The sequence below is a fragment of the Micromonospora foliorum genome, from assembly GCF_022229015.1.
Taxonomy (GTDB): domain Bacteria; phylum Actinomycetota; class Actinomycetes; order Mycobacteriales; family Micromonosporaceae; genus Micromonospora; species Micromonospora foliorum.
In genome coordinates this window covers 1-12658 of sequence record NZ_JAKKFF010000119.1, presented here as the reverse complement: position 1 = coordinate 12658, position 12658 = coordinate 1, and the positions used below count along the sequence as shown (strand labels likewise).

General features: G+C 72.2%; 14 protein-coding genes. 2 read left to right on the top strand and 12 right to left on the bottom strand.

Going from position 1 to position 12658, the window contains the following annotated elements:
• From PSH25_RS10930 to PSH25_RS10875, 12 genes are all read right to left on the bottom strand, one after another.
• Window positions 1-516 (bottom strand): amidase family protein (locus PSH25_RS10930; RefSeq protein ID WP_274527302.1); only part of this gene is annotated, 516 nt, incomplete at its 3' end.
• 139 nt (window positions 517-655) lie between these two features.
• Window positions 656-1657, bottom strand: coding sequence for an amidohydrolase family protein (locus PSH25_RS10925; RefSeq protein ID WP_238658965.1), 1002 nt, complete (start codon window positions 1655-1657; stop codon window positions 656-658).
• On the bottom strand, window positions 1657-2181 hold the full coding sequence (locus PSH25_RS10920) for a 3-hydroxyanthranilate 3,4-dioxygenase (RefSeq protein ID WP_112669228.1): 525 nt from the start codon (window positions 2179-2181) through the stop codon (window positions 1657-1659). Before PSH25_RS10920 ends, PSH25_RS10925 begins: the two co-directional genes overlap by 1 nt.
• Complete coding sequence (locus PSH25_RS10915) at window positions 2178-2600, bottom strand: RidA family protein (protein ID WP_238658963.1); 423 nt, start codon at window positions 2598-2600, stop codon at window positions 2178-2180. Before PSH25_RS10915 ends, PSH25_RS10920 begins: the two co-directional genes overlap by 4 nt.
• Complete coding sequence (locus tag PSH25_RS10910; RefSeq protein WP_238658962.1) at window positions 2597-3370, bottom strand: 2-keto-4-pentenoate hydratase; 774 nt, start codon at window positions 3368-3370, stop codon at window positions 2597-2599. The genes PSH25_RS10915 and PSH25_RS10910 overlap by 4 nt, the downstream gene beginning before the upstream one ends.
• Entirely contained in the window at window positions 3367-4488 is a 1122-nt protein-coding gene (gene dmpG / locus PSH25_RS10905) for a 4-hydroxy-2-oxovalerate aldolase (protein ID WP_238658960.1), read from the bottom strand. Before dmpG ends, PSH25_RS10910 begins: the two co-directional genes overlap by 4 nt.
• Window positions 4485-5417: an acetaldehyde dehydrogenase (acetylating) gene (locus PSH25_RS10900; RefSeq protein ID WP_308193650.1), complete on the bottom strand. Its 933-nt coding sequence runs from the start codon at window positions 5415-5417 to the stop codon at window positions 4485-4487. The genes dmpG and PSH25_RS10900 overlap by 4 nt, the downstream gene beginning before the upstream one ends.
• Complete coding sequence (locus PSH25_RS10895; protein WP_238658959.1) at window positions 5414-6211, bottom strand: 2-keto-4-pentenoate hydratase; 798 nt, start codon at window positions 6209-6211, stop codon at window positions 5414-5416. The genes PSH25_RS10900 and PSH25_RS10895 overlap by 4 nt, the downstream gene beginning before the upstream one ends.
• A 20-nt stretch (window positions 6212-6231) precedes the next feature.
• A complete protein-coding gene (locus PSH25_RS10890) occupies window positions 6232-7713 on the bottom strand; it encodes a 2-hydroxymuconic semialdehyde dehydrogenase (RefSeq protein ID WP_238658969.1) in 1482 nt (493 codons plus the stop codon).
• A 23-nt stretch (window positions 7714-7736) separates the two neighbouring features.
• Window positions 7737-9074, bottom strand: coding sequence for an FAD-dependent oxidoreductase (locus PSH25_RS10885; RefSeq protein WP_238658957.1), 1338 nt, complete (start codon window positions 9072-9074; stop codon window positions 7737-7739).
• Complete coding sequence (gene kynU, locus PSH25_RS10880) at window positions 9071-10411, bottom strand: kynureninase (RefSeq protein WP_238658955.1); 1341 nt, start codon at window positions 10409-10411, stop codon at window positions 9071-9073. Before kynU ends, PSH25_RS10885 begins: the two co-directional genes overlap by 4 nt.
• A gap of 14 nt (window positions 10412-10425) precedes the next feature.
• The gene (locus PSH25_RS10875) at window positions 10426-11328 is read right to left on the bottom strand and encodes a tryptophan 2,3-dioxygenase (protein WP_238658967.1); all 903 of its coding nucleotides are present in this window, start codon (window positions 11326-11328) and stop codon (window positions 10426-10428) included.
• A 148-nt stretch (window positions 11329-11476) separates the two neighbouring features.
• On the opposite strand from PSH25_RS10875, the gene PSH25_RS10870 reads away from it, so the two are divergent.
• Entirely contained in the window at window positions 11477-11941 is a 465-nt protein-coding gene (locus PSH25_RS10870) for an Lrp/AsnC family transcriptional regulator (protein WP_238658954.1), read from the top strand.
• 97 nt (window positions 11942-12038) lie between these two features.
• Window positions 12039-12563 carry a hypothetical protein gene (locus PSH25_RS10865; protein WP_238658952.1) on the top strand — a complete coding sequence of 175 codons (525 nt, stop codon included), beginning with the start codon at window positions 12039-12041 and terminating at the stop codon, window positions 12561-12563.
• Window positions 12564-12658 lie beyond the last annotated feature (95 nt).

Sequence of the window (12658 nt, the reverse complement as noted above, 5' to 3'; positions counted from 1 at the left end):
GGACCCCTGGGCGACCGGGACCAGCCCGGCCGCGACCGCCGCCGCCGCGCCGCCGCTGGACCCACCCGCGGTGTACGCCAGTTGCCACGGGTTGCGGGCCGGCGGCGCGACCCGGCCCTCCGAGTAGAGCGAACAGCCCAGCTCGGAGGTGGTCGTCTTGCCCAGGCTGACCAGACCGGCGGCCTTGATGAACCGGACCACGTCGGCGTCGACCGGCGGGACGAAGTCGAGGAAGGCGGCCGAACCGAAGGTGGTGCGTACCCCGGCGGTGAGCGTCAGGTCCTTGATCGCGGTCGGCACGCCGTGCAGCGGGCCGCGCTCCTCGATCGGCACCGCGTCGGCGGCACGTGCGGCCTGCCGGGCCAGGTCCGGTGTGACGGTGACGAACGCGCCCACGGTGTCGCCGAGCGCCGCCACCCGGCGCAGCGAATGCTCGACCAGGTCGACGCTGGACAGCTCGCCGCGGGTCATCGCGGCGGCCTGCTCCAACGCGGTCAGGTCGTGCGGTTCGGCCATGCCGTCATCCTGCCGGCCGCCGGCCCACCGCGCAGCCGACACGCGCGGCCCAAACCGCACTGCCCGCCGGGCCGCCTGCCGCGGCGCTCGCCCGGAGGGCGCGATGCCGAGCGGCTACGGTGCGGGCGGAACGCCGACGTTAGCCGTGCAGGAAACGGAGAGCGTTGGTGGACAGGAGCTTGTCGCGTTGGTCGTCGGTGAGGAAGTCGGCCGCGTGGACCACCGCGCCGGCCGGCCGTTCACCCAGCGGGTACGGGTAGTCGCTGCCGACCAGCACCCGGTCCTCCCCCAGCGTGTCGACCAGCAGCCGCAGGGCGGGCGGCGCGAAGACCACCGAGTCGACGCTGAACCGGTCGAGGTAGCTGCTGGGCGGGCCCGCGGACGCGCCCCGGACCAGGTCGCCACGGCGGTGCCAGGCGTTGTCGGCGCGGCCGAGCCAGAACGGGAAGCTGCCGCCGCCGTGCGCGAAGCAGATCCGCAGCGTCTCGGGCACCCGGTCGAAGACACCGCCGAGGATCATCGCCAGCACCGACAGGTGCGTCTCGGCGGGCATCCCGGTGAGCCAACGGGCCATCCAGCGGTCCAGTCGCGGCCCGCCGGGCATGTCCCACGGGTGGACGAAGACGGGTGCGCCCACCTCGGCACAGTGCTGGAGGAAGGTGACCACGCCGGCGTCGTCCAGGTCCCGGTCGCCGACGTGGTTGCCGATCTCCACGCCCACGTGCCCGGCGGCGAGGCTGCGGTCCAACTCGGCGCAGGCGGCGTCCGGGTCCTGGAGAGGCACCTGGCAGAACGGCACCAGTCGGTCACCCCCGGCCGCGGTGACCTCCAGGGTCAGGTCGTTGAAGATCCGGGCGACCTTCACCGCCTGGTCGGCCGGGCGGTCGTAGCTGAAGAAGACCGGGGTGGGCGAGACCACCTGCACGGCCACCCCGTCGGTGTCCATGTCGGCCAGTCGGCGCGACGCGTCCCAGCACTCGGCGCCGACCGGGCGGAACTCCGCCTCCCCCACCATGATCATCGCGGCCCGCTCGGAGTCGACCCGCAACCACGGCCAGCCGGACCCGCCGCAGGCCGCGCCGAGGTCCGGCCAACCCTTCGGTACGACGTGCGTGTGCACGTCGACCACACCTGCGGGCATCAGCCCTTGCCCGGGTGCAGGGTGCCGCAGTTGGCGCAGGTGCGTGCCTGCTCGTCGGCGTAGAACGCCTGGAACACCGGGGGCAGATCGGCGGCGATGTCGCGGACCTGCAACTCCACCTCGTGCACCTTGCTTCCGCACTCCGGGCAGTACCACTGGAACGTCTCCAGCGTGCCCTCCTCGCGGACCCGCTCGACGACCACGCCGATCGAGCCGGCCTCCGGTCGCTGCGGCGAGTGCGGGGTGTTGCGCGGCAGCATCCACATCTGGCCCTCGCGCACGTGCACCGTACGCGGCCCCTCCGGAGTGACCAGATTGATGTGCATGTTGCCCTTGACCTGGTAGAAGAACTCCTCGTACGGGTCCACGTGGAAGTCCGTGCGCTGGTTGGGCCCACCCACCACCATGACGATGAAGTCGTCCCCGCCGGGGAACATCTCCTTGTTGCCCACCGGGGGCTTCAGCAGGTGCTGGTTGTCCGCGATCCAGCCCGGAAAGCTGAACGGCTCGGCGATCTCACTCACGACTGACCTCCCGAGGGAAGAAGGGCCACGGCCTGGATTTCGATCAGCAGGTGCGGATGCGGCAGCTGGTGCACCGCCACCGTCGTACGGGTCGGTCCGGAGGCGTCGAAGAACTCGGCCCACACCTCGTTGTAACCACCGAAGTCGTTCATGTTGACCAGGTACGAAGTCACCTGGACGAGGTCGGTGAGGTCCGCGCCGACCGAACGCAGCAGGTCCCGTACGTTCTCGATGACCGCCCGCGTCTGCACCCGGATGTCGAGGTTGGTCGTGCCGAACCCGTCCACCTCGACACCGGCGAAGGTGTTGTCCGCGCGCCGCGACGACGTACCGGAGACGAAGACGAACCCACCGGCGACCTTGACGTGCGGAAAAGCCCCCCGCGGCACCGCCTTCCCGGCCACCACCCGGGCGGTCACGACGACGCCCGCAGCGAGGCCGTGCCGAGCTTCTCGACGACGGCGCGGACATGGGCACCGGGACGCAGCGGCACAGCGGCGGTGGCGGCGCCGGCCAGGAAGACCCAGCCGGACTCCAGCCGCACCCCGTGCCGGCCCGCCAGGCGGATGCCCTCGTCGAGCGCCCGGCGCGGATCACCGAGGATCGCGGCCGTCGAGCCAACCTGCGCCACCCGCCCGTCGACCTCCAGCAGCACGCCCAGGTTGTCCAGACCCGCCGGCACCGGCGACCACGGCCCGATCACGAAGGCGGCGGCCGAGGTGTTGTCCGCGATCACGTCCGGCAGCGAGAACCGGAAGTCCGCGTACCGGGAGTCGATCAACTCGATGGCCGGGGCGACCGCACGGACCGCCGTGGCGAAGTCGCCGACCGGTTCGCCCGGCTCGGGCAGCCGGTCCAGCAGGAACGCCACCTCCGGCTCGACCCGGGGATGGATGTACGCGACAGGGTCCACGGCACCGCCGTCGGGCACCCGCATCGCGTTGGTGAGCCGCCCCCAGATCACCTCGTCCACGCCGACCTGAGCCATCTTCGCCCTGCTGGTCAGCCCCATCTTCAACCCGACCAACCGCTCACCGGCGTTCAGCCGGCGTTGCAGCAGCGCGGCCTGCACGGCGTACGCGGTGTCCACGTCGAGGCCGGTCTCGGCGGCGAGCTGCGGGATCGCGGTGGCCGTATCGGCCGCCGTACCCAGCTTGTCGGCGATCCCCGCGATGTCCACGCCGATCATGCTGCGCCACCCTTCGTTCGGGACTCCGGGGCTCGCAAACCCGGCTCACTCCTCGCGCTCACGGCCTCCTGGTCGGCCAGGTCGAGTGCCACGTCCACGATCATGTCCTCCTGACCACCCACCATCCGGCGGCGGCCCAGCTCGACGAGGATCGACCGGACGTCCACTCCGTACTTCGTGGAGGCCCGCTCGGCGTGCCGCAGGAAGCTGGAGTAGACCCCGGCGTACCCCAGCGAGAGCGTCTCCCGGTCCACCTGGACCGGCCGGTCCTGGAGTGGGCGGACGATGTCGTCGGCCGCGTCCATCAGCGCGAACACGTCGCAGCCGTGCTTCCAGCCGTGCAGCTCGGCGACCGCCACGAAGACCTCCAGCGGGGCGTTGCCGGCGCCCGCGCCCATGCCCGCGAGGGAGGCGTCGACGCGGACGGTCCGGCCGTGCGGTGCGTCCGGACCGGCCGGCGCGGACCCGGTGACCCGGCCGTGCTCGACGGCGAGCACGCTGTTGGCCACCCCTAGCGACAGGTTGTGGTGGGCGTGGATGCCGATCTGCGTCTCCGGGGCGAGGACCTGCCGGTACGCGTCGACCCGCTGCGCCACGTCGGACATCAGCAGCCGGCCGCCCGAGTCGGTGACGTAGACGCAGTGCGCCCCGTACGACTCCATGAGCTTGGCCTGCCCGGCCAGCCCGGCCGGATCGTTCATGTGCGACATCATCAGGAACCCGGCCACGTCCATGCCATTCTCCCGGGCCCAGGAGATGTGCTGGGCGGAGATGTCCGCCTCCGTGCAGTGGGTGGCGATCCGGACGCTTGTCACCCCGAGCGCCTTCGCGGCCTTCAGGTCGGCGATCGTGCCGATGCCCGGCAGCAGCAGGGTGGTCAGTTTGGCCGTGGTCAGCACCTCGGCAGCCGCGGAGATCCACTCGGCGTCGCTGGCGGCCCCGTGGCCGTAGTTGACGCTGGAGCCGGCGAGGCCGTCGCCGTGCGCCACCTCGATGGCGGCCACCCCGGCGGCGTCCAACGCGGCGGCGATGGTGCGTACGTGGTCGACGGTGTACTGGTGGGCGATGGCGTGCATGCCGTCGCGCAGCGTCACGTCCTGGATGTACAGCTCGGTCATGGCGCGGCCACCTCCGAAGAACGCCTGGCGACCAGCCGCTCCGCGGTGCGCAGCGCGGCCGAGGTCATGATGTCCAGGTTCCCGGCGTACGCGGGCAGGTAGTGCCCGGCGCCGGAGACCTCCAGGAAGACCGACACCTGCAGGGCGGTGAGCCGCCGCCCGAACGTCGGCAGGTACGCCTCGACCCGGTCGAACTGCACGTCCTGCTTGAGCCGGTAACCGGGGACGTACTCCTGCACGGTCGCCACCATCTCCGCGACCGAGGCGGCGATGGCGTCGGTGTCGGCGTCGGCGTCCGGGCAGAGGCAGTAAACGGTGTCACGCATCAGCAGCGGCGGGTCCGCCGGGTTCAGCACGATGATCGCCTTGCCCCGCTCGGCACCCCCCACCACCTCGATGGCCCGGGCCGTGGTCTCGGTGAACTCGTCGATGTTGGCCCGGGTGCCCGGCCCGGCGGACTTCGACGCGATCGACGCGACGATCTCCCCGTACGCCACCGGGGTCACCCGGCGCACCGCGGCGACGATCGGCACGGTCGCCTGCCCGCCGCAGGTCACCATGTTGACGTTGGGCTCGTGCAGGTGCTCGTCGAGGTTCACCGGCGGCACCACGTACGGGCCGAGCGCGGCCGGGGTCAGGTCGATCACCGTACGGCCGTGCGCGCGCAGCACCTCGTCGTGGCGTCGGTGCGCGCCGGCCGAGGTGGCGTCGAACACCAGCTCGACGTCGGCGAACTCGGGCAGCGCGACGAGCCCGTCCACGCCGTCGGCGGTGGTGGCGACGCCGAGCCGGCGAGCGCGCGCCAGGCCGTCGGAGGCCGGGTCGATGCCGGCCATCGCCACCATGCGCAGGCTGTCACTGAGCCGCAACACCTTGATCATCAGATCGGTGCCAATGTTGCCGGAACCGAGCACCGCCACACCGGTCACTGGTTGTCTCCCTTGCTGAAACTCGTGCGCACCGAGCCGAGGCCGGAGATGCGGGCCTCGTACGCGGCCCCCGGGGTGACCGGGACCATCGGACCGAGCGCCCCGGAGAGCACCACGTCCCCGGCGCGCAGCGGGTCGCCGGCGCGGGCGAGGGTGCCGGCCAGCCACTGCAGGGCGTGCAGCGGGTTGCCCAGGCAGGCGGCGCCCGCGCCCACCGAGACCGGCTCGCCGGCGTGCTCCAGCACCATCCCGCACAGTCGCAGGTCGACGTCGGCGAGCCGGCGCGGCGTGGTGCCGAGCACGAAGAGCCCGCTGGAGGCGTTGTCGGCGACGGTGTCCACGATGGAGATGTCCCAGGCGGCGATCCGGGAGTCGACGATCTCGATGGCCGGCAGCACGTGGTCGACCGCGCGGATCAGGTCGACCGTGGTGAGCTGCGGGTTCGGCAGGTCCTTGTCGAGCACGAAGGCGATCTCCGCCTCGACGCGGGGCTGGAGCAGCCGGTCGATGGGCACCTCGACCCCGTCGCCGACCGCCATGGCGTCGGTCAGCATGCCGAAGTCCGGTTGGAACACCCCGAAGGTCTCCTGCACGGCCCGCGAGGTCAACCCGATCTTCGCGCCGACCCGGCGTTCGCCGCGGCCCTGCCAGGCCCGCGCCTGGAGCTGCTGCACCCGGTACGCGGACTCGACGTCGCCCTCCGGCAGCAGCCGGCCCCGCAGTGGCGCGCACGGCTTGCCGGTGCTGCGGGCGTCGGCCAACTCCCGGTTGGCGGCCTCGATGTCAGCTTCCATGCCCGCTCCCTCGTTACGGCTCACGACAGGTCCACGCAGACGTTCGTGAGTTCGGAGTAGAAGTTCAGCGAGTGCACGCCGCCCTCACGACCGATCCCGGACGCCTTCACCCCGCCGAACGGGGTACGCAGGTCACGCAGGAACCAGGTGTTGACCCAGACGATGCCGGCGTCGAGCCGGGAGCCGGCCCGGTGCGCGACGCCCACGTCCCGGGTCCACACGGTCGCCGCCAGGCCGTACTCGGTGCCGTTGGCGAGGGCGTACGCCTCGTCCTCGGTGTCGAACGGGGCGACGTGCACCACCGGGCCGAAGATCTCCTCCCGGTTGGTGCGGGCGTCCGGGCCGAGCCCGGTGAGCACCGTCGGCTGCACGTACGACCCGCCGTCGCGGGTGTCGCCGAAGGTGGGCGTGCCGCCGCCGGTGAGCACCTCGGCGCCCTCGGAGCGGGCCAGCTCGTACGCGCCAAGCACCTTCTTCCGGTGCTGGTGGGAGATCAGCGGCATGGTGGCGGTGGCCTCGTCGGTCGGCCACCCGTACGCCAGCTCGCCGGCCCGCTCGGCCAGCCGGGCGGTGAACTCCTCGAAGACCGGGCGCTGCACGTAGATGCGCTCGGTGCAGAGGCACACCTGCCCGCCGTTGGTGAAGCTGGACCGCACCGAACCGGCCACCGCGGCGTCCAGGTCGGCGTCGGCGAAGACCAGGCCGGCGTTCTTGCCGCCGAGTTCGAAGCTCACCGCCTTCACCCCGTCGGCGGCGGCCCGCATGATCGCGCCGCCGGTGGCCGACTCGCCAGTGAAGGTGATCGCGTCGACGCCGGGATGGCGGGTGAGGAACTCGCCCGCCGAGTCCGGCCCGAAGCCGTGCACCAGGTTGAACACCCCGGCCGGTACGCCAGCGGCGGCCATCACCTCGGCGAGCAGCGTCGCCGAGGCGGGAGTCTCCTCGCTGGGCTTGACCACGACGGCGTTGCCGCAGGCCAGCGCCGGAGCCACCTTCCAGGTGAGCAGCAGCAGCGGCAGGTTCCACGGCACGATGACCGCGACCACGCCGACCGGCTTGCGCAGCGCGTAGTTGAGCGCCCGGCCGCCGGTCGGGGTGACCGTCGTGAACGACTCGGTGGGGGCGGTCGCCACGATCTCCGCGAAGGCCCGGAAGTTCGCCGCGCCGCGCGGGATGTCCAGGGTGCGGGCCTGGGCGATGGACTTGCCGGTGTCGGCGACCTCGGCGGTGACCAGGTCGTCGAAGCGGCGCTCCAACTCGTCGGCGACGCGGCGCAGCACCTCGGCGCGCTCGCGCTCCCCCATCCGGCCCCACGGCCCCCGCAGCGCCGTCCGGGCGGCGGCCACCGCGTCGTCCACCGTGGACCGTGCCGCCTCGTCCACCTCGAAGACCTGCTCCCCGGTGACGGGGCTGGCCTTGGTGAACGTCTTCCCGCCGTCGACGAACTCGCCGGCGACGAAGTTGCGCAACCGCTGCGGGCCACTCGGCGCGTGGCCGGCCATCAGTCGTGGATCCCAGTTGCCGGTCATCCGCGCCTCCCTCGGCTCAGTGCCGCGCCGATCGCGCCGACCAGCAGCAGCGCGGCCCCGCCGACGACCGCCCCGAGCACCCGGTGCTGTCGGCGCACCCGGCGGCGCACCTCCGCGTACGGGGTGGTGGAGAACGACACCAGCTCGTACTGGGAAACGTACCGGCCGGGCAGGGCCCGTTCCAGTGCGTGCTCCACCCGCCGCCGGGTCTGGAAGACCGGGGAGGCGACCTTGTCCCGCATCTCCACGAAGTTGGTAAGCGCCATCGTCGCGATGGCCTCGGCGTTCTCCTGTCGGCGCCGCTGGAACAGCGGCAGTGCCGCCAACCAGTCGTCGGCGCACTCGTCCAGGCAGCGGTCCAGCTCCACCACGTCCTCGAAGGCGCAGTTGGCGCCCTGGCCGTAGAACGGCACGATGGCGTGGGCCGCGTCGCCGAGCAGGCCGACCTTTCCGTTGACCTGCCAGGGCGTGCAGCGCACCGTGCCGAGCACGCCCACCGGGTTGTGCTGGTAGTCGTCGACCAGGTTCGGGGCCAGCGGGACCACGTCCGGGTAGTGCTCGGTGAAGTGCCGTTCGATCTCCGCCGGGCCGGTCAGCGAGGCGAAGCTGCCGGCGCCGTCGTTGGGCCAGAACAACGTGCAGGTGAAGGAGCGGTCCGGATTCGGCAGCGCGATCATCATCGAGGTGCCCCGCGGCCAGATGTGCAGCGCGTCCGGGTCCAGGGCGAAGTCCCCGCCCAGCGGCGGAATCGTCAGCTCCTTGTAGCCGTAGTCGAGGAAGTCCACGCTCTCGTCCAGCAGCCCGTACGCCAGCAGTTGCCCGCGCACCGCGGAGCCGGCGCCGTCGGCACCCAGCACGACCGACGCCTTCGCCGCGACCGGGCCCTGCGGGGTCTCGAAGCTCAGGGCGCCGTCGGTCGGGTCGAGCCCGACCAGCCGGTGGTCGAAGACGACCCGCACCCCGGGCAGCGCGGCGGCCTCGTCCAACAGGGCGTTGTTCAGCGCACCCCGGCTGATCGAGTTGATCGCCCGGTCGCCGGCCGCGCTGTACGACTGGAACTGCTGCTCGCCCTCGACCGGGTGGATCATCCGGCCGCGCATCGGCAGCGCGTCGGTCATCACCTGCTCGGCCAGCCCGATCCGGCGCAGCGCGTCCAGGCCGCGCTCGGAGAGCGCCAGGTTGATCGAGCGACCGCGTTCGGCGGTGCCGGCGCGCGGGTCGGAGCGGCGCTCGTAGAGGGCCACCGGGTAGCCACGCCGGGCCAGGAAGCAGGCGGCCAGACAGCCGGCCAGCCCGGCACCGATGATCGCGATCTCGTCGCGTCGCGCGGTCATGAGGTCACCTGCCCCACCGTCGCGGCGAGCGCGACCGCCGCCCGCCAGCAGTCGAGGTACGTGGAGTACAACGGCACCGGGGCGAACCGGACGACGTCCGGTTCGCGGGCGTCGGCGATGACCCCGTGTTCGTACCGTAGGCGTTTGGTCAGCTCGGCGGCGCTGCCGGACCCGATGCGCACGGAGAGCTGGCAGCCCCGGCGGGCCGGGTCGCGCGGGGTGACCACCCGCAGCGGCCGACCGACGGTCACCTCGTCGAACAGCGACTCCAGCCAGCCGGTGAGGCGTTGGCTGCGGGCGCGCAGCGCGGTCATGCCGACCGCGTCGAACAGCTCCAGCGAGGTGCGCACCGGGCCCATCGCGAAGATCGGCGGGTTGGAGATCTGCCAGGCTTCCACGGTGGCCGGTGGCCGGGACACCGGGGTCATCTCGAACCGGGTGGCCGCCGCGGTGCTCCACCACCCCTCGAACCGGGGCAGGCTCTCGTCGCCGAGGTGCCGTTCGTGCACGAAGACACCCGCCAGGGCACCCGGGCCGGAGTTCAGGTACTTGTAGGAGCACCACGCGGCGAAGTCGACGTCCCAGTCGTGCAGGGCCAGCGGCACGTTGCCGACCGCGTGGGCCAGGTCCCAGCCGACCACCGCGCCGGCGGCCCGGCCGGCGGCCGTGATCGCCGGGATGTCCAGCAGCTCACCGGTGAGGTAGTTGACCCCGCCGAGCAGCACCAGCGCCACCCGGTCACCCTCGGCGGCCAGGTAGTCGGTCACGTCCTCGGTGCGCAGGGCGTCCTCACCCGGGCGCGGGCGCAGCCGGACCACTGTGTCGTCCGGGTCCAGGCCGTGGAACCGGGCCTGGCTGCGCACGGCGTAGCTGTCCGAGGGGAACGTGGCGTCCTCGATGACGATGCGGGTGCGCGCGCCGGCCGGCCGGTAGAAAGTCACCATCAGCAGGTGCAGGTTGACCGTGAGCGAGTTCATCACCACGGCCTCCGTGGGCCGGGCGCCGACCAGTCGCGCGGCCGGCCCGGTCAACAACTCGTGGTACGGCAGCCAGGGGCGCTCCGCCTCCAGGTGCCCCTCGACGCCGAGCCGCCCCCACGCGTCCAGGTCGGCAAGGAGTTCGTCGCGGGTGGCCCGCGGTTGCAGGCCGAGCGAGTTGCCGGCCAGGTACGCCGACTCGGGGTGGTCGCCGCCGTCGGCCGGCGGCACGTGGAACAGGTGCCGGTGGCCGGGGTCGGCCTCGTCGCGGCGGTGCGCTTCGGCCTCGCCTCCGGCGATGCGGTGCGCTTCGGCCTCGCCTCCGGCGAGGCGGTGCGCCTCGTGTTCTGGGGTGTGCATGTCTCGCTCTCCGGTCACATCGCGGTGCGGGCCGACCACAGCTCCGGGAAGACCACCCGGGCCATGCTGCGCTGCAACCACGCCAGGCCGGCGGAGCCTCCGCTGCCGACCTTGGCGCCCATCGTCCGCTGCACCGCCTTGACGTGGTTCCAGCGCCAGTCGCCGAACTCCTCGGCGACCGCGCTCAGCGCCTCGCCGAGCAGCCGCAGGTGGTTGTCGGGGCTGGCGTCGTCGTAGATCCGTACCCAGGCCGCCTCGACCAACGGGTGCGGGTCGTGCTCGACGGCCACGTCCCGGTCGAGCAGGTCGGCGGGGAGGTCGAAGCCGCGCCGGGCGAGCAGCGCGAGCACGTCGTCCCAGAGGCTCGGGGTGGCCAGGGCGGCGCTCAGCTCGGCGTGCACCTCGGCCTGCCGGCGGAACGGGCGGATCAGCGTCGGGTCGCGCAGCCCGAGCAGGAACTCCAACTGCCGGTACATCGCCGACTGGAAGCCGGAGGCCTCGCCGAGCAGGTTGCGGAACCGGTTGAAGTCGGCCGGGCTCATCCAGCGCAGGCCCTGCCAGGCGGCGTTGAGGCCCTCCAGGTGCAGCTTGGCTCGGCCCAACGGGGCCAGCGCCTCCCAGATCTGGTCGGCGCGGATCAGCCGCTGGGTCTCCCGCAGCTCGTGGCAGGTCAGCCCGAAGTACAGCTCCATGATCTGGCTGACCATCAGGAAGGACATCTCGCCCGGGTCGCTGCTGAGCGGGTGCTGCATCTTGTGCAGGGCGCTGGCCTGCACGTACGCGTCGTACGGCACCATGTCGGCGAACTCCAGGGTCGGCTCGCCACCGGTGCGCGCCGCCTGCTCGGCACGCTGCCCGGGGGTCACCGGTTGCACCGTGGCACGGCGGTTCGGCGCCCGCCGCTCCGTCTGATCCACCATCTCGTCTCCCTCCCCCGGACTGGCCGACGTCATGATCTCGCGGTCGGATCGGCCTGCGGAATGCCGAATCAACGGCTGTCGCCTCCTTCTCCTGGCAAACCAAAGGCAACTAGGCGAAGTCGGTTCACGAAAGTAAGGTCTGAGCGTGGACGACATGGACTGGGCGCTGCTGCGCGAGTTGCAGGCCGACGCGCGGCTCTCCTTCAGCGAGTTGTCCCGGCGGGTGCACCTGTCGCCACCGTCCGTCGCCGAGCGGGTCCGCCGGCTGGAGGAGGCCGGGATCATCACCGGCTACCACGCACACGTCGACCTCGGCCGCGCCGGCCGCACCGTCGTCGCGCTGATCCGGATGTCCTGCTACGGCGCGCGCTGCATCCTGCACGACCCGGCGGTGGCCGACTGGCCGGAGATCCTGGAGATCCACCGGATCACCGGGGACGCGTGCAGCGTGCTGAAGGTGGCGGCCGGCTCGATCGGGGCGTTCGAGGGGGTCATCGACCGTCTCGCCCCATACGGCCAACCGTCGAGCACGATGGTCCTCTCCTCCCCGCTGAACTGGCACCCGATCACCCCGCTCCCCGCCGCCGGGCCCGTCCCCCGCCCGCGCTGACCCCGTCCGCCCTGCGGGTTTGCCCCCGCGCCAGCGGGAAAGCATCGCCCGTGCCCAGGGGAGGGTTCCGGCGGTCGTCGCCGGTTGGGGGGAAATCATGCAGGGAATCCGCACGATCAACCGCGCGCTCTCGTCCGTACTGACACTGGTGGGGCTGGTCGGGGCGTTCGTCCTGTTGTCGGTCGCACCGGCGCGGGCCGGCGACAACACCTTCGTCGAGGTGACACCGAACAGCGCCCAGGCCGGTAGCCGGGTCAGCATCAAAGCGAGCTGCGACAACGACAACAACAACCGGCAGTCCAACGTGCACTCCGACGCGTTCGGGAACGTCATGCTCAAACCGGACAGAGGCTTTCTGACCGAACAGGTCACCATTCCGGGTGACAAGCCGGCCGGGAACTACCCGGTCGACCTGCGCTGCGAGAACGGCCAGACGGCGTCGACCACGCTGACCGTGCTGAACATGGCCTCACCCAGCAAGGGTCCGGCCACCGGTGGCGGTGGAATGGCCGGGGGCCGCGGCACCGGTTCGCTGCTGGTGCTCGGTGGCGTGGCGTTGGTGGCCACCGCGATCGTGCTCGGGATGGCCGGCGGCCGACGTCGACCGGGAGCCGGCTCCTGAGCCGGATCACCCATGACCCGCAGATCCGCGCGTGCGCGGCCGAATCGCCGCGCCCGCCTCCGGGCCGGGCCGGCGCTGCGCGCGTCCGGCCGGCT

Excerpts from the sequence above, each read along its gene's own strand:
- PSH25_RS10925 (WP_238658965.1), bottom strand. The coding sequence starts at position 1,657 with ATGCCCGCAGGTGTGGTCGACGTGCACACGCACGTCGTACCGAAGGGT.
- PSH25_RS10910 (WP_238658962.1), bottom strand. The coding sequence starts at position 3,370 with ATGATCGGCGTGGACATCGCGGGGATCGCCGACAAGCTGGGTACGGCG.
- dmpG (WP_238658960.1), bottom strand. The coding sequence starts at position 4,488 with ATGACCGAGCTGTACATCCAGGACGTGACGCTGCGCGACGGCATGCAC.
- PSH25_RS10895 (WP_238658959.1), bottom strand. The coding sequence starts at position 6,211 with ATGGAAGCTGACATCGAGGCCGCCAACCGGGAGTTGGCCGACGCCCGC.
- PSH25_RS10890 (WP_238658969.1), bottom strand. The coding sequence starts at position 7,713 with ATGGCCGGCCACGCGCCGAGTGGCCCGCAGCGGTTGCGCAACTTCGTC.
- PSH25_RS10885 (WP_238658957.1), bottom strand. The coding sequence starts at position 9,074 with ATGACCGCGCGACGCGACGAGATCGCGATCATCGGTGCCGGGCTGGCC.
- kynU (WP_238658955.1), bottom strand. The coding sequence starts at position 10,411 with ATGCACACCCCAGAACACGAGGCGCACCGCCTCGCCGGAGGCGAGGCC.
- PSH25_RS10865 (WP_238658952.1), top strand. The coding sequence starts at position 12,039 with ATGCAGGGAATCCGCACGATCAACCGCGCGCTCTCGTCCGTACTGACA.